Source organism: Bacillus sp. GS3m_15504 (genome assembly GCF_055825275.1).
This window is the reverse complement of record NZ_JBVVNL010000001.1, coordinates 1,058,825-1,076,643: the sequence shown is the minus strand read 5'-3', so window position 1 is coordinate 1,076,643 and position 17,819 is coordinate 1,058,825. Positions and strand designations below refer to the sequence as shown.

General features: G+C 32.8%; 15 protein-coding genes and 1 pseudogene. 5 read left to right on the top strand and 11 right to left on the bottom strand.

Annotated elements, in window-relative coordinates:
- Positions 1–57: 57 nt before the first annotated feature.
- Positions 58–1,224, top strand: coding sequence for a DUF2515 domain-containing protein (locus tag AC0L0O_RS05825; RefSeq protein WP_000546383.1), 1,167 nt, complete (start codon positions 58–60; stop codon positions 1,222–1,224).
- Positions 1,130–1,600 carry a CBO0543 family protein gene (locus tag AC0L0O_RS05820; RefSeq protein WP_033688064.1) on the top strand — a complete coding sequence of 157 codons (471 nt, stop codon included), beginning with the start codon at positions 1,130–1,132 and terminating at the stop codon, positions 1,598–1,600. Before AC0L0O_RS05825 ends, AC0L0O_RS05820 begins: the two co-directional genes overlap by 95 nt.
- 22 nt (positions 1,601–1,622) lie before the next feature.
- Here the strand turns inward: AC0L0O_RS05820 and AC0L0O_RS05815 are convergent, their stop codons facing one another.
- The 10 genes and pseudogenes from AC0L0O_RS05815 to AC0L0O_RS05770 all read right to left on the bottom strand — a co-directional run bounded on the left by AC0L0O_RS05815 (position 1,623) and on the right by AC0L0O_RS05770 (position 9,736).
- Positions 1,623–2,048, bottom strand: a complete 426-nt coding sequence (locus tag AC0L0O_RS05815; RefSeq protein WP_000214614.1) for a YfmQ family protein — start codon at positions 2,046–2,048, stop codon at positions 1,623–1,625.
- Positions 2,049–2,069: 21 nt separating this feature from the next.
- Positions 2,070–2,741: an LrgB family protein gene (locus tag AC0L0O_RS05810; RefSeq protein ID WP_000231281.1), complete on the bottom strand. Its 672-nt coding sequence runs from the start codon at positions 2,739–2,741 to the stop codon at positions 2,070–2,072.
- A 23-nt stretch (positions 2,742–2,764) separates the two neighbouring features.
- A complete protein-coding gene (locus tag AC0L0O_RS05805) occupies positions 2,765–3,121 on the bottom strand; it encodes a CidA/LrgA family holin-like protein (RefSeq protein ID WP_000878388.1) in 357 nt (118 codons plus the stop codon).
- A 33-nt stretch (positions 3,122–3,154) separates the two neighbouring features.
- Positions 3,155–4,588, bottom strand: coding sequence for a MocR-like pyridoxine biosynthesis transcription factor PdxR (gene pdxR / locus AC0L0O_RS05800; protein ID WP_473785658.1), 1,434 nt, complete (start codon positions 4,586–4,588; stop codon positions 3,155–3,157).
- A 68-nt stretch (positions 4,589–4,656) separates the two neighbouring features.
- Positions 4,657–5,430, bottom strand: coding sequence for an alpha/beta fold hydrolase (locus tag AC0L0O_RS05795; protein WP_000273474.1), 774 nt, complete (start codon positions 5,428–5,430; stop codon positions 4,657–4,659).
- A 23-nt stretch (positions 5,431–5,453) separates the two neighbouring features.
- Positions 5,454–6,134, bottom strand: coding sequence for a bacillithiol biosynthesis deacetylase BshB2 (gene bshB2, locus AC0L0O_RS05790; RefSeq protein ID WP_000787327.1), 681 nt, complete (start codon positions 6,132–6,134; stop codon positions 5,454–5,456).
- A 43-nt stretch (positions 6,135–6,177) separates the two neighbouring features.
- A complete protein-coding gene (locus tag AC0L0O_RS05785) occupies positions 6,178–6,369 on the bottom strand; it encodes a hypothetical protein (RefSeq protein ID WP_000006465.1) in 192 nt (63 codons plus the stop codon).
- Between the two features lie 213 nt (positions 6,370–6,582).
- Positions 6,583–6,696 (bottom strand): annotated as a pseudogene (locus AC0L0O_RS05780) (GntR family transcriptional regulator); the annotation flags it as partial.
- A 31-nt stretch (positions 6,697–6,727) separates the two neighbouring features.
- Positions 6,728–7,717, bottom strand: coding sequence for a phosphatidylinositol diacylglycerol-lyase (plcA, locus tag AC0L0O_RS05775; protein ID WP_000095611.1), 990 nt, complete (start codon positions 7,715–7,717; stop codon positions 6,728–6,730).
- Between the two features lie 177 nt (positions 7,718–7,894).
- A complete protein-coding gene (locus tag AC0L0O_RS05770; protein ID WP_000689181.1) occupies positions 7,895–9,736 on the bottom strand; it encodes a S8 family peptidase in 1,842 nt (613 codons plus the stop codon).
- A 294-nt stretch (positions 9,737–10,030) separates the two neighbouring features.
- On the opposite strand from AC0L0O_RS05770, the gene AC0L0O_RS05765 reads away from it, so the two are divergent.
- The 3 genes from AC0L0O_RS05765 (at position 10,031) to AC0L0O_RS05755 (ending at position 14,817) form a co-directional block, all read left to right on the top strand.
- Entirely contained in the window at positions 10,031–10,828 is a 798-nt protein-coding gene (locus tag AC0L0O_RS05765; protein WP_000771018.1) for a cell wall hydrolase, read from the top strand.
- Between the two features lie 263 nt (positions 10,829–11,091).
- Complete coding sequence (locus tag AC0L0O_RS05760; RefSeq protein WP_473785657.1) at positions 11,092–12,429, top strand: NAD(P)/FAD-dependent oxidoreductase; 1,338 nt, start codon at positions 11,092–11,094, stop codon at positions 12,427–12,429.
- Between the two features lie 468 nt (positions 12,430–12,897).
- Positions 12,898–14,817, top strand: a complete 1,920-nt coding sequence (locus AC0L0O_RS05755) for an LTA synthase family protein (protein ID WP_473785656.1) — start codon at positions 12,898–12,900, stop codon at positions 14,815–14,817.
- Positions 14,818–14,902: 85 nt separating this feature from the next.
- On the opposite strand, the gene AC0L0O_RS05750 is transcribed toward AC0L0O_RS05755, so the two are convergent.
- A complete protein-coding gene (locus tag AC0L0O_RS05750) occupies positions 14,903–17,716 on the bottom strand; it encodes a dynamin family protein (protein WP_473785655.1) in 2,814 nt (937 codons plus the stop codon).
- Positions 17,717–17,819: the final 103 nt, after the last annotated feature.

Genomic DNA, 17,819 nt, shown 5'->3' with positions numbered 1-17,819 from the left:
TTATGTAAGTAGTTACTAATACATTTATGATAACAGACTTGAATAGGAGGGAATTACATGCACCACGACAATCCAAATCATAAACTTTACAAAAACATTCCTCTATCCCTCTTCTCAATAAAAAATGAGCTAAAACAAAAATGCACCAACGCAAATAACTTTCTTTATCCCTTTTCGAAAGAAGAAGAAATATTAATACATACAATTAAAGAAAGAACAAAATTATTAAATCAAAATAATGTGACAAGAACTCGCGCTTACTATCAATTTTACAAAAGGTATCCTGAAATACATTGGGCATTACTTGGACATATGGTTTCGCGTAACGGCGGTTGGAACATGACAGATTTAAAGGGGGATTTATATACAAAGTTGTTATCTGAGAAAGATCAATTTACTTTCTTTTCTTTTTTAGAACGGGGAAATTGGCTTATCTTTCAAGATGTGTATCCACAATTTTTGTTATATGAACAGAGTGTAAAAAAATCCAAAAATCTTTTTTATCTCCTTCCTCATCTCAATGTGTCAACATTTATGGAAACGATGTGGAACTTTTTTTGGAAAACCGGAAACAAACAAATATTAGCTATTTCCACTATTATTAATGAACAAAACTACTTAGAAAAAAGAGTAATTCAAAATAAACACTTCAAAAAAAAGGTACTAAATAGTATTGGATTCAAACTTTTTGATTTCTTTCAATTTAATCATATCCTCTTCCCTTTCTGCGAAGAAAAGCCTATACAGAAAACAATATTAATTGGTGATACAATGAAACACTTCACTTCCTTACACGAACGAATTTTGCTCGGAAAAAGATTATATGCACTATTATTTCATGATGAGCATGTTTTAGCTCGTATACTACAATGGGCTGACACTCATCCACACACTGGATCACGAAAAGATTATTGGCCACATTTATTTTCAAGCGTAAATGAATCTTTTTCAAGAGAGTTTTATAAACGAAGAATAAAGAAATGCCAATTGAAAAGTGATGCCTACCGTATATATAGCCCTGCACTTATGTATGCATGGAAAAATATGAAACATGAAGAAGCAGAATATGAAGATTGGTTTAACGACTGGCAAATCATACATTATTTAACTGATAAGGAGGAAAGGATACATGGACAAATTACAGAAGACTACTGTAAAACACTCGAAAAGATTGAGCTGGCCATTCTTGCAAAGAAAAATGTTCTCCTTCGAGAAGAAGAATAGCCTTTTCGCATTAGTCGTTACAATCTTACTCTCTTCTATTATCGGCACTTGCTTAGATGCTTTCTTTGTTGCGAAACAAATATATTCCTTTCCGGTTAGACCATTCTCATCCATATTTTCAGTTAACATAGGCTTTACTTTGTTTGTACTACCGATTTTAACAACAATTTTCATACAAATTTCAAAAAACCTATCTGTATTTTCTAGGATTCTATTTATTCTTACAATAGGTATTTGTGCTAGCATTTTTGAACAGATTGCTGAAAGATTAGGTTTCTTTACTCATAGTGTAGATTGGAATCATACATACTCTTTATTTGGCTATATGATATTCTTTTTTTTTATTTGGAAAGTATATCATTGCATAAAAAAATAAAGAGATCATTATAGATCTCTTCTTAAGCATAATCTTTAGTTATTGCTAATGGTGCACGGGTTTGAAGGCTTTTAGATCGTAAACGATAGGCAACGACTTTCTTCTTATATTGCTTTATTACGTCAACGTGTTCCTCATAGCTGTATAGAGAAAATCTAATCTCTTTATTCCCTTTTTTCGTATCAATGACGATTGGTGTTCCTTCTCCGTGTGGCGGAAAATAATGTTTATCTAAAAATAAAGCTTCATTAAATTCATGAATAACTTGTAGTTTCATTTCCCCCTCTATATTTTTTCCATCTATCGATATAGAGGTATTCTCCTCATCAAGTTTTTGATGTAATTCAAATCTACTAATAATAGATTCTACAACCGAAGTTGGCATACTAGAAACGAGTACTTTAAGGGCACCAAAAATAAATAATGTAACTATAAACCATGTTGTCACTTTCATCATCTCCATTACAATTTAAAATATAAATTTCGTTCCATATGGTATAAATATACTGATGAGTATTCCTGTTACAATCATAGTCACCGAACCGATTGTTGCTTCTTTCTCTCCTTCTTTCATAAGACGGCTCACACCAATAATATGTGATGCGCAGCCCATTCCCACTCCTTTTCCGATCGTACTTGTTATACGGAAAAACTTAAGTACTGTTGGTCCGATCATAGCACCTGTTATTCCTGCAACAACGACAAAACTAGAAGTCATAGATGGAATACCGCCAATTTGATCCGCTAATGAAATAGCAATAGGCATCGTTGCTAATTGTGGTAGAGTGGTTAGTATAAGTTCCTTATCTATATTTAAAATTCCACCAATCACTACATTCATAGTCGTTAAAACCACTATACCTGCCACTACGCCGATTAGCATCGATAAAAAATTTTGCATAAGTATCTTTCGCTCTTTAAATAGTGGTATGGCTAACGCTACAATTGCAGGACTCAATAGCCCTGTAAGAATGTCTCCTCCATTTTCCTTATACTCATGATGAGAGATTCCAAAAGTAAGGAATAGACAAATCATAATCGCTGTAACTGTTAACACCGGTAACGTAAATGGAAACGTAAATTTTTTATATAACTTTGTCGCCAATAAATAAACTACTACAGTAATAATAATGAAGACCATTTGCATCGTGCACCTTGTCGATTTTATTTTTTTGATGTTACTAACAATTGACTTATATACCCTGAAACAATCAAAGTTACTACCGTGCTTATAACTACTAAAAGGAATATAATACTCCCCTTACTGAAAAGAAAAGACTCGTATTCCATCAAGCCTGTTGTCGAAGGAATAAGAAATAACGGTAAAAATACGAGTAACTTTTCCGCACCTTCTTCAAACCACTTTAATGGTAAAATACGAGTGGAAAGGAGCAGAAACAGCATTAACATTCCTATTAAACTTCCTGGCATTGATAAATGGAATACTCCTTGAATCCACGTACCAACTAAACTAAATACATACAGCACGCCTACTTGAAGTAAAAGCATCACGTACTTCATTTCTTTCCCTCATTTCAATATTACGTATCACTATTATGAAATCTCATTTAACGTTTCAGCAAACCTCGTCATTCCCAGCTGAATTTGTTCGGCATTTACTCTCCCAAAAGTAAAACGAATATATTCACTTTTAGTACCTAAAACACTACCCGGGACAAACGCTACACCATTTCGTATAGATTCACCTAATAAATGATACTCATCAAACGTTCCTTGCACTTTGCACCATAAATGTATTCCACCCTCTGGAACAAAAAATTCAACCTGGTCTCCTAATATTTCTTCAAGCTTTCTAATTAATACATCTCTTCTTTCTTTCAATTGTCTACGAAGCATTGTAATATGCGCATGAAAATCGTCTGATTCTAAAAATTGATTTGCCACCCACTGCGTAAATACACTATGCCCAAAATCAACTTGCTGCTTCGCATCCGCTAAACGTTCTATTACACGCGTAGGACCAATTACCCAGCCAATACGTAATCCCGATGCGACAATTTTTGATAATGAACTTACATAAAGAACATTCCCGTTTTGATCCATTGATTTTAATGTTGGATTCACTTCTCCATTAAAGGACGTTAAACTATACGGATCATCTTCTACAATCGGTATACCAAATTCAGAAGACAGTTCTAAAATCTTTTTACGTCTTGCTAATGACAGCACAGTTCCCGTTGGATTTTGATAATCTGGATTTAAAAATACCATGCGAATACGATGCTTTTTATGCAAATCAATTAGGTCATCTGGATTCATTCCATGCTGATCAACAGGTAAATGAAATATTTTTAAACCAGCAGATTTAAACATCGGCAATGAGAAACAATACGAAGGGTCCTCAATTGCAATCGCATCACCAGGTTTTAATAAGCACTGAACGATAAGATTAAGAGCTTGTTGTGCTCCAGATGTAATAAGAATAGAGTTCGAATCTGCTTCAATTTGTTTATATTGCTGAACATGTGCTGCAATTGTTTTTCTCAACATTTCATTTCCAAGTGGATGGTCATAACCGAGGTTTTCCATAAATGTTTTCTCCAACAAAATCGTTCGGAATCTATCACTCGGAATTAATTCTGGTGATAATTCACCACTCGCTAAATTAATTAAGTCATCTTTTTGTGTTTCCGTTCGAATTTGTTGAACGAGTGGTACATTAGGTAAGAACGATCCATCCTCAACGTACCTACCCCAGTTCGGTATTCGTTTATGTGACACACCCCATATGTCTGTATTCACCCGTGTTCCGCTCCCTTTTTGCCGTTCTACTACTCCAAGTGATTTTAATTCTTCATATGCAGCTACTATCGTACTCCGGTTTACTTGTAATTCTTTTGCTAACATACGCTCAGAAGGTAACTTGCTATCAGAAGGAAACTCGCCCGAAGAAATACCCCTTTCAATATAATCTGCGATTTGTTTATATACAGGCGTCTTATCTGCACGATTTGGTTTCCATTCCATATAGTTTCCTCCTCTCAAAACTAACTTTATTTTACTCGCTAATAACAGTATTGACTGTAATAATAGTATTAATTAATTACATGATTCAAAAATTTTTCTACGGTCATATTAAAGCTGCTCGGCTGTTCTAAATAAGGTAAGTGTCCACTATTTTTAAACTCAATAAAAGTTGTATTTTTCAAACGTCTTTCAAACTCTCTTACATATTTCTCAGGAACAAAATCATCATTTTCTCCTCTTATAATTAAAGTGGAACATGAAATATTTAAAAGAAGTGGTCTTTGATCATAATCTACTAATTCAGCAAATAATCTTTGAATATGCACCGGATTAATAGACTGTAAAGATTGATAAAATCCCCTGACAATTACTTCATTACTGGCTACTCCCATCTCCTCCAACAACGTATCCGCCCATTTTTTCCCGTTATCATGTAAGCTAAGTAAATCATATACTTCAAGCCGTTTCTTTCGATCTTCAGGCTCCAAGTAGGGAAATGCATTTACAATAATTAAGCTAGAAACAAAGTCTGGATATTGAATAGCAAAATCAATACCTACCCTAGCCCCTTTTGAAAGTCCACAAATGACTACTTTTTGTAACTTTAAATACTTACATAACTCATACAAAACATTTACATATTCTTTAAAGTTAATTTCTAGCCCTTCAGATTTTCCATGCCCCGGTAAATCCAGAGAGATCACTGTCCATTTTTTCTTAAAATATTGCCTTTGATATAACCAATTATTTGCGTTTCCTCCAAGGCCGTGTAAAAATAATATGACAGGACCCGACCCTTCTATATTGTAAAAAACCTTTCGATTCTTATATTCAAAATACATACTCATCACCTTCAGCTGTAGCATCACTTATTTTTATCTTTGAATGGATATATCCAAAACGGTTCTCTTTCTAGCCATTCGACTGTTTCCGTTACACCATCTTCATACTCTCTTTTTAGTTCCGTTACTTTAGTCGCAAATTGTGATGCATGTGCTTGCAATGCTTCCAACTTTTTTGGAACATATTCTTTCACTTCATTTTTAACATGTGGAGGTCCTATTTCCGCTTCATGATTATTTGCAAAAGCTACCGCATAAAATGTTGGCCTTTTATTTTCCGGAATAGTAGCTAACGCTTCAGCCACCGCTTCTCCTGTTGCATCATGATCTGGATGAACTGCATATCCAGGATAAAAAGAAATGACCAATGAAGGATTCAATTCTTCCACACATTTTTGTATTACACGTCTTAACTCTCCAGGAGTTTCAAATTCAAGAGTTTTATCACGATATCCCATCATACGTAAATCTTTAATGCCTAAAATATTTGTAGCCCTCTTTAGTTCTTTCTCTCTTATAGCATATAACGATTCACGAGTTGCAAAAGGCGGATTTCCCATCGCTCTCCCCATTTCACCTAACGTTAAGCAAACATACGTAAGAGGAACATTTCGCTGCGTATAAGCTAAAATTGTACCTGCCACGCAATATGATTCATCATCTGGATGCGGAAAAACAATTAAAACGTGGCGTTCATTTTTCATCAAAACTATACTCCTCCATTACTTTCAACATTAGTCTTTTCTATCAAATCACTACCGCATACCACGTTACTCCAACAAATAGTACGAAAAGAAGGATAATATAAATAGTTGATAAGTTTTTCACATTTCTCTTTGTAGACTTTCCGTAATTCTCCTCCACATTTCGTGCAACTAGTACGGTTCCAAACAGCGATACAATTACAATAATAACGACTAGTGAAATCGCAAAACTCATTGTATATTCACCTCTCTAAGGCCAGTCTATTTTTATTAAGAACTTCCTCTTTAAAACGTTAATAACATACTACCTTTCTTCTCTTATCATAATAGATGTTTACAAAAAACGGACCAACCACTTTTATGTTTTTTTACTCATCCACTTTAAAAATAAAAAGCAACTGAACACGTATGATCAGTTGCTTTTTTGCAGGATTATTTATGCTAATTTTCATTTGAAATTAATTTGATTTAAAAGTTTAGTCTTTTCATAATGAAACATCGATTGAGATAACTCGAAAATTGTTCCATTTACAAGATACACTGTATTTTTAATAAGAAGCGACGTATTTTATCGCTTCTTACTCTCATCATCTTTAATCTCTTATTAATGACTTATTCGCTCTTATAACTTCTTGATACAGCAATGGTGACCACTTTTCATTTATGTAGTCTTGAATGATCCAACCTACCCTTGTAGGACTCTTTTGTTTTATATAGTTTGCAATTTCAGGATTTATATAAGAGGCATAGTAATATGGACTATTCCATGCTGTACCACCAGAAGACAAGCTTGCAAAATTAATATATAGATGATGTAAATCCTCACTATTGTTCATCGTTTCATTGATCGTATCTTTAATAGATTTTACTTTCTCATCATAACTCACTTTATATTTATCTTGTACCGTTACATTTACATTTTGATTTACAGTTGTCGTAAACGTCTCATTATCTGGCCAATAAAAATTATTATATCCTCCAGATTCATTACTACCACTATATCTTTTTAGTAGTACAATTTTCCCACGAGCATCTCCCAATTTTATATTTCCTTCTGTTTTTAAAAAGATAGGATCAACAAAATAACTTTTTTCAAACGTACTACTAAATGAACCTTCTGCACCTTTCATATCCTCATACTCTTTTTTTAAAGACATAATAATCGTTTCACTTGGGTTATCTTTTAGAAATTGTTTCGCTTCGTTTATGAATTCGTGCAGTGTTACATAAAGATATAATGGTCCATGATGAAGAACTATCGTATTATCATCTGTTAAACGGCCTCTTATATCAAAAATTCTAGCTCCATGTTCCATTTGATAACGAAAATCATGTTCTTGCGTCATTCCCCATACTTGCTTAATCGGATTTTGCAACTTGAACGTCCCACTATCATGTGTTCCTGGAATTGAAATTCGTGCTAACGGGATATTATCAGGTATAGGTTGCATCCATTTTGACCAGTTTTCAAGCTCATTAACAGAGCTAGCTGCAACAACTCTCTTATCATGTAAAGCAAATACAAATGTGATAAATATCGTACTACATATGAATAATTTCAAAATAAATTTCTTACTGCTCATTATTATTCCTCCTTTTTCTGTTTTACATCAAACTTATTGAATATAATATAATCTGGTGAGTAAAAAATAAATATAATTCCATGAGTATGAAATATTGCATAGAAGTAAAGTTAAAAAATCATTCACATATCCTGAGTTAGAAAAATTTAAAGGAACTTCATCTGAAGTTCCTTTCGTTTACTTTATATTCAATACATATGAACCATCTTTATTCTCATACTTATAGACGTATAAATAATATTTACCTGGCTTTGCATGATAAGTACCTTTCACTACATTTCCTTCATTTTCACCATATGCTACATAGTTATTTAAATCTGATTCATGATGAAGCACCCATGTCATCCCAATGTTTTGTTCATTTAGTAGAGAAATAGTAATATTTTCTGGTGAGTCCATTTGGAAAGTAAATACATCTACTCTATCACTATTATGTAGTGTCCCTTTCATCGGTGTATGAAAGTTAACTTTATTTGCCTGTATACGTTCATTATTTGGTTCATTTTCTGTTACTTGTAACTCATTCCCACCGTTTGGTTTTCTTTGTCCATACCCTAAGTTTACTAGTATAGACTTCAAATCTGGTAAAACACCAATTTGATCTGCATATGGATCTTTAGATTTTGTTCCTGTGTTCTCGTTACTTAATATTGCTCTTAGTTCACTCGGTCTATATGGTTGTCCTAAATTTTCTTTCGCAATGCTTTGTACTAAAGTCGCTGCTCCGGCAATAATAGGCGACGCACTCGACGTGCCACTAAAGCTAGATGTATAAAGATTTACAGCACTTCGACTTTGCTCTGCTGTAGTTGTATCTACGTTTTCTCCCCATCCATACACATCAATACGGCTGCCATAATTCGAAAACCACATACGCTCATGAGGGAAAGATGAAGAGCCCGCTCCTACCATAATTGCACCTGAATCTTTAAAATCTTTACTATTACGATTTAAAATTTGTTTACCATTTCTATCTTTAAATTGGTCTAAATCATTCCAACCATTTGCTCCAGCTTCTATAATGACAACACCTTTATCTGTACCGGCACGAATTGCATCAAAGATATCTGGTTGTACCTCAACAGGTAAATATTTATCACCATATCCATCAAAGGAAGCTTGTGCCTCTAATAATAAAACATCCCCAGCTTCTAACTGATTCACAGCACTTAATATTGCATCAGCTGTATTATACTGTCCGTTATCTCTTATTTGAGAAATCACCTTTGCTTTCGCTTTTGGCGCAATCCCAATATTCCCAACTTCATTGTCCTCAGAGGATACAATTCCTAGTACAGACGTCCCATGACCGACATGTTGATCTATATTTATTCCAGACATTAATTCAATATTTTGATGTACTAAATCCTCATGATTTAATAACCATCCATATTCCATATCAACAAAAGTTATACCACTTCCTTTACCGCCTTGAACTTCCCAGGCGAAAGGCGCATTAATACCGTATGGTGCTGCTTCTAAATAACCTTGTTGTTTAAATCTAGGATTGTTATTAGGACTAAGAGATACACTTGATGGTTGCACTTCTGGTGGCGTTATTTTTTCTTGTTTCTTCATATACACATCTTCTATTAAACAAGATTTCTTTAACCTATCTACTAGTTCTTCTTTCTGCTCACCATTTTGAGTTTGAAGAATATAGTAGTTTAATAAACTTGTAGATACATTATTGGGTGCTTTCACTTCAAGGTCTTCTATTTCCTCTGGACTTACAGATGTGAATAAGCGCGTGAATGTTACATCTGGATATTCTACCAAAAGATCTTCTAGTACTTTGTCGTTCGTTTGAGATTTTATTTGTTTTTCAATACCATCTTCATATGGAAATTTCAAATCCGCTTTAAATTTTACAATGATTTGCTTATCTGTTTCTTGGTCTATTCCTAATTTACTCTGCTGTTCTATAGAATCAGCATGTACACTATTGACAGTACCTCCTATTCCTAAAAGTGTTGTAATGATTACAGTTGACGCACACATTTTTTGAAATATTTTCATTACATCAATCCTCCTATTAACAACAATTAATCATTATATTAATTTATAATGATTTTATTTATATAACATATTCCCTTTCTACTAAATAGATTATAGTAATCAGCAATATGAACTTCAATGTATTTTCATATGCAATATTTCATATTAGAACTCTACAATACATGAATAAGAAACTTATAATGATTATTTATTTTATATGTGCTAATATACTTACATTAATATATTAAGCATATAAACATCCAAAACTACATTACTGAACAGCTTCACCTTAATTTTTTCTTAGGAGGATTTACAATGAAATTATTAAAAATAAAACATATAATCCCTTTATCTGCGGCTGCAATTACATTCGTATGTAGTCAAAGTACAGCTGAGGCTTCTACCATTCATACAGTACAAAAGAATGATACACTTTGGGGCATTAGTAAACAATACGGCGTTTCAATACAATCCATTAAACAGGCAAATCATAAAGGAAACGATCAAACTTTCATTGGCGAACAGTTACATATTCCAGGTGCCACGAACTCAAATAAAATTACCGTTCGTCAAAACGTCAAACCTGCAAACATTAGTGACCAAATTATATATCAAGTTCAATCGGGAGACTCATTAGAAACGATAGCAAAGCGTTACAATGTTACCGTTCAATCTATAAAACAAATTAACAATACAGTCGGAAACAAGCTTTATACAGGACAACATTTGAAAATCAACTCAAGCATTTCAGAAAAAGAAAAAGACTTAATGGCACGCTTAGTTACTGCTGAAGCAGGTGGCGAATCATATAAAGGGAAAGTGGCTGTAGCAAAAGTTATCCTAAACCGTGTAAATGCAAAAGGGTTTCCAAATACAATAACAGGCGTTATTTATGAACCTATTACATACGGCTATGCATTTACTCCTGTTACAGATGGAAGAATTAATCATCCTGCAAGCCCAGAAGCAAAAATGGCAGTAGAAGAGGCTATCTCCACAAATGGAATACATTCTGATTGGCTTTATTTCTACAATCCAAAAACATCAACAGACAAATGGATTACGACACGTCAAACAGTAGCAGTAATTGGTAACCACGTCTTCGCTAAATAACATTTAAAATCATTAACAGACCTCTTCACTTAAAAGGTCTGTTTTTTATATGTAAGATTTTATTAATCATATGACATAGTGATCTTTTAAAACTATCTCTTCTTTCAAATAAAAAATTTGCATTTACTCCACCACTCTGAAAAATTAAAAAGCATCAAGTTCAAAAACTCTTTCTTTATTCATAAAAGCTATTTCTTAACTTCATAAAATTGTTATACACTAGAAAAATAAAAAACAAACTATTCGTTAGCAGGTGAAAGAATATGTATGATGTTACAATTATAGGCGCTGGAGTAAGTAGCATTTTTATGGCTTATTTACTAGCTAACAGTAACAAAAAGGTTTTAATTCTGGATAAAGGGAAAGCGCTAGAAGATCGCCATTGTCCTTTAGACGAAGGAAAAGTGTGTACTTGTACTACATGTGATAAATATTTTGGGTTTGGCGGGCTAGGAAAATCTGAAGGGAAATTTAATTATACAAACGGATTTGGCGGAGAACTTGAGCAAAAAGTCGGCAAAGAAGGCTTTAAACAACTTATGGCTGAAGTAGATGAAATTCTATGTCAGTTCGGAGGAAGCTCTGTTTCAAAATATTCTACAGAAAATCCAACTCTCAATAAGAGAGCTGAAGCTTGTGGTTTGCAAATGCTAACAACAGAAGTACGGCATCTTGGTACTACACTTTCAAGTGACATTTTTCAGCAACTCTATGAATTTTTACTTACGAAAATAAATATACAATTTCATATAGATGTGCAACATATTATGAAACAGAAAGATCATTTTACAATAGAGACAAATGAAGAAACAGTTCAATCTAAACAACTAGTATTTGCAACTGGGCGTTCCGGAGCAGACTGGTTAAAAGAAATGTGTACTTCTCTAAATATTTCTCAAGAACAAACTCGTGTAGATTTAGGTATTCGAGTAGAGATGAAAGAACACCAATTACGTTCTATATTAAAAGATACATTTGAGACGAAACTTTCTTATGAGTATGAAGATTTCACAGCAACTACGTACTGCATGAATCCAAAAGGACGCATTATTAGAAAGTACGAAGAAGGTTTAGTTATGCCTGACGGTCAAAATTTTCGAGAGAAAGGAACTGGCACACCTAACTTAAATTTCACTTTGTTTATCCCGCGCTATTTTCCAACTCTCAAAGAAGCAAATCTGTATGCAAGCTCAATTATTAAAAACATTAACCAAGGACAAGATCGAATTATTATACAGCGCTTAGAGGACTTACTAAAAAAAGAACCTACAACAGCGAACAACATGAAACATAACCGTATACAGCCTACACTACAAGGAGATTATGGAGATTTAAATACAGAAATTCCTCCCTTATATATTGAAGGACTTAAAGAATTTTTGTTACGCTTAGAACAATTTATCCAAGAACCGATCGATACAAATACTTTATTATATGGAATTGACGGAAAGTTTTATACTCCTACGATAAAACTCAATAACCATTTTGAAACAAGTATACATGGGCTATTTTTAGTCGGAGATTGTTCAGGCGTCACTCATTCCTTATCTCAAGCTGCTGCAAGTGGGTTGTATGTTGGAAAATATTTATCTATGATTTAAATTCTTTCATTAAGACACCAATTAAATATTTTAAATTTCACAACGCTTTATTTATGTACCTTATCCTTCCCCCGCTAACGACTACCCCGTAAAAAATCGGGATTTTATGAGATACACATGTAACATAACTATGTATGTAAAACGATTGACATTCAATTCTAATAAATTGAATGTCAATCGTTTTACAAGCCTCTATTCATTTCACCTTTCATTTGTTCGATATTTTGTAACATCATCATAGTGTTTAATATGTTAGGATGTCTATAAGTATTTTTTACTACAACTATGACTTTTTCTGCTCTGTTCTAAAAAATAGATTTATGCTTTAAAATTTCCCATTGTACGTATATGAATACTTCATATTATTATCTTTAGAAACCATTGGCTAAATGTTTTATTACACTCTAATAGTTATAAAAATATAATATATAACACAAGTTAAATAAATTGTATAAAGAAGGTGTAAAAATGAAAAATAAAATCAATTTACAAATGCAAAATATAAGCTTTGTTTTAATAATTGCTTTAGCAGTATGGTTAAAAACATATCTTATTACAAGATTCAGTTTTGATTTAAAAATTGAATCTTCTACACAAGAGCTTATTTTGTTTATTAGCCCGCTCGCTGCATCATTAGCTTTTGTCGGATTAGCATTATTTGCAACCGGTGAAAAAAGAAATTATATCGCGCTATGTATTAATTTTTTATTAACAATCATACTTGTTGGAAATGTAATGTTCTATGATTTTTATAGTGATTTCGTTACGTTACCAGTACTTGGACAAACATCAAACTTTGGCCAACTAGGCGGTAGTATTATAGAAATATTGAACTACAAAATTATACTCGCATTCGTAGACATTATTTTTTTCTTTATTTTATTAAAGAAGAAAGCACTAGTCTTTCAAACAGGACGTGTAACGCATCCGGCACGCTTCGTATATTTCCTCTTAACGGTTGGTGTATTTTTTGCAAATCTACATCTTGCAGAAAAAGAACGACCTGAACTATTAACGAGATCGTTTGACCGGGTCATGCTTGTTAAAAATTTAGGACTATACACGCATCAAGTTTATGATTTAACACTGCAAGTAAAAGCAGGATCACAAAAGGCACTTGCTGATAGTAGCAAATTACAAGAAACAGAAAACTACGTAAAGGCAAACCAAAGTGAACCGAATCCTAATATGTTTGGTGCAGCGAAAGGAAAAAACGTAATTGTCGTTACTCTTGAATCCTTGCAAACCTTTTTAATAGGCGCAAAAGTTAACGGAGAAGAAGTTACACCATTTTTGAATGAATTCATAAATGAAAGCTATTACTTTGATAACTTTTTCCACCAAACTGGGCAAGGAAAAACATCCGATTCTGAATTTCTAATCGATACGTCGTTATATCCATTAAATCGAGGAGCTGTATTTTTCACACACGGTAACAATGATTATACTGCGACGCCAGAAATTTTACGTCAGCAAGGTTATTTCACTTCTGTATTCCATGCGAATAATGCAACATTTTGGAATCGTAACATTATGTACTCTGCTCTCGGTTATGATCGTTACTATAATGAACTTGATTACAAAATTACGCCTGAAACAAATTTAAATTGGGGCTTAAAAGATATCGAGTACTTTGATCAATCAGTAGATATATTAAAAACTGGTGATCAACCATTTTACGCTCGTTTCCTTACTTTAACAAACCATTATCCATTTACGTATGATGAAGATACTAAATTCATTGAACCATATGACTCTGGTAATGGCGTGTTTGATCGTTATATCGTAACAGCACGTTACTTAGACGAATCCATTAAAAAATTTATTGAGCGTTTAAAAGCTGAGGGAATGTATGATGATTCTATTATTGTTTTATATGGTGATCATTATGGCATTTCTGAAAAACATAATCGTGCAATGGCACAGTTTTTAGAAAAAGATCAAATAACCGAATTTGATACTCTGAATTTACAACGCACACCTTTATATATTCATATGCCTGGCCAAACAGAAGGTGAAACGATTTCAAAGCCTACAGGACAAATTGATATAAAACCTACTATTCTAAATTTACTTGGGATTGATACTACGAACGATATTCGTTTTGGTCATGATATGTTTTCAAATGAATATACTGGTTTTGTTGTTTTACGTGATGGTAGCTTTATTACAGACAAGTATGCATACAAAAACAATATTTTCTATGACCGCATAACAGGTGAAATTGTAGATTTACCAAAAAATGAAGCACAAGCACTCATTAAGCGTGCGCAAAATGAATTACGAATGTCTGACAAAATTATTGAAGGCGATTTATTACGTTTCTCAGAAAGTAATAAGATTAAAACTGGTGAAGTACAAACTAAAATTAAAGAAACTGAAAAATAATGTAAATATGAAAAGGGAGCAACTGTAATGAGTTGCTCCCTTTTATTCTCTTCTAATACATGATGCAGTTTCATATATTTCACTTTTATTCTACGCTTGTCTCTAAACTTACATCTGTATAAGTATGATCATCACCTATATGTAAAATCACTTCACATTGACGTAATCTCAATTCAAAGAGCATGATAGAATCATGATAGACTTCAGGATTTGATTTCATCTTATGTAACAGCTCTTGTTTTTCTTGTATTTCTAATTGCATATTTTCTACAGTTTGTTTCAAACAGTTAAATGGATTCCTAAAGAATATATGAATATCTCGCTCTTGTGTGTTTTCAAATAGCTCAAATTGCAAGAAAAATTTCTTCATAATAGAATCCGTTACCTCGGTATAATCTTCATTTTCTACATGCTGTTTGTATTTGTTATACAGCATAGTTTTATTCTTAGGAAGAACTCCAAATAATTTACCGGCACTTTTCAGTAAAAATTGCGCTGGCGTAAATCGACGTAAAACATTTACTTCACCCATTTGTATGCTAGTCGTCATTCTGTCAGTATCTCTGCGCCAATCGTCAAGCACTTTAAAGTCACATTCTAACTGGATTCGATTTTCTCCAAATAAAGAATTAAGTCCTTCACTAAGTTCTTCTAAGTAAGACTGACTTTGAAGGAGCTCATTATGAGAAGTTGCAATCCAATTTTGCATAGAAAGAGCAAGATGAGGTAATACAGTTTGTTCTAAATATTTATGCACTCTTTCATTCATTGCTTTATTTAGTTCCGTATCCATATGACCGAAATCACTTTCTTCACTCATTAAGTCAGAACAACTCTGTAATATCTTCGGTATATTTTCAGTAAGATCATTTGTAATTTCCGTTTTCATTGTACGATATGACTGTGTAATGAAATGAATTTTCTCCCTCTCAAATGCAGTAAGATTATTAATACTACCGTTTAGTTTCACTAGCATATCTTCATTCCACTTAATAGCATCCACGAGATTGTTTTCTTTTTCAACACGTTTATCTAAAAGATATGTAATTGTTTTTCGGATGAAGAACAATAGCTTTTCAGTACGTTCTGTATCAATATTTTTATGATTAAAGTTAAAATGAATAAACTCAGTTAACTCATTTAATTGTTGACTACTTGTATATAACGAAGAATAAGGAAAAATTCTCGATTGCGGGAAATATGTGTTTATTCTCGCTGCCGTATCTTGTAATACTCTTTTCACTTCTGCTTCACTGTAAATGTTATCGATTTTATTTAATAAGAAATGAATTTGTAAATTTGGTGTATGTTCTTGAATGCTTAATAAAATATCACGCTCTTTATCAGTAAACGGTGAATCCGCATTCAGTACAAACAATAATTCATCCACAGAATTTAGATATTCAAATACCTCATCCCTAGTGTCATTATTCCTATTAAATCCAGGTGTAACTACAAATGTAAGTTTATTTTCATTTAAAAATCTACATGGTAATTTAAATTCAACACATGCTCTATCTCTATACGTTTGATGGTGCTGAGACATCATATTATGATAATCAGAGATATCTTCCGTTGTTGTAATTGCAGCATCTGTTATGGCGTTAATTTCTGTTTGAGCATCATTTTTTAAAACTACTACATTTGAAATTGATTTTTCTAATATATTTTCTCCTAATATAGAGTTGATAAATGTAGTTTTTCCGTTCCCTGAAGTTCCTGTTACTAAAATACGATTTGTTCTTAAATCTGCAAGTTCGTCAACTAACCATCTAAATCGTTGACCTATTTCTATATTATGCTTTTGTGCCCAATCTGTAATAGATTCAAAAAGATGTAAACTGTACTCTAAACCATTCACATGATTAATAGAATATGACAGTAAGTTTTCCGCATTTTTTACATTTGCTGAATCTATTTTGGAAGGAAAAATCTCATCCCACGCCAATACAGCTGCTGATGGAAATGCAGCATAAGACGGATTGACTACCTTTAACCAATTTGCTAACAGATTTGGAATGATATCGTGTAATTGTCTAAGCATATATTGCCCTTGAATTAATGCAAAGTACGTTTCTTCGTAAAGAGAAGAAATTTTGTTCCATATATCGGACGAATGTATTTCAATATGTAAGAAAAATTCATTTATTGTGTTAAGCCATAATAAGTAATTTTGTTCATTTCTATAACTGTTCCAAAGTGATGAAACCATTTGCGTAAATTGTACTTGATCTACATTATTTAATGTAACTAATGCATCATAAAAATAATCTGGTGAAATATGTTTAGTAAATCCTTTATCGATATATCCTTTTAACACCTCAAACCACGGATAGGATTCTGTTCGAATTAACTCATTCACAGCAAGCTCTACTGCACTATCAAAATCTTGTTGTTCCTCATAAAAGGAACGGGCAATTTTTGTGACATTCGGATAATCCGGATTTAAAGAAACCGCTTCTTTAATAACAGCGAAAGCTGAGTCAAAATTATTTTGCTCTATGTAAAGAGAAAGTAGTTGTAATCTAATTTCAGTCATCAATATTTTATTATCAGTCGTAATGGAAGTATAAACATTTTCAGCAACTGATAATTGATTCAGTTCGAAATAAGCATCTGCAATATTTTTTTGTGCCCATGGTGCTAATTCATTACTAACCTTCTCCCATTTAAAAATAGCTGCTTCAAAATCTTGATGGCGATAATAAAATTCACCTTGCGCAAAACGAATATAAGATCCATCAGAAATCTCATTTTTTTCTTCGTTTACATAAGCTTGTCCAAGCACGTCAAGAGTTGGTTTTGTTTCATTCTCCATTAGGAATGTTTCATAATACATCTTTTTTATTAATTGTTTTTCTAATCTCATCTTTTCCCCCACTATATCTTGAAAATACATTTTTAAGATATGTCAACACTTTATTTATGTATGCTTTTTATCTTAACAAAGAATATCTTTTGGAAAATTTCATTTTCCTTTCATTTTTCAAGTAAGATTGAAT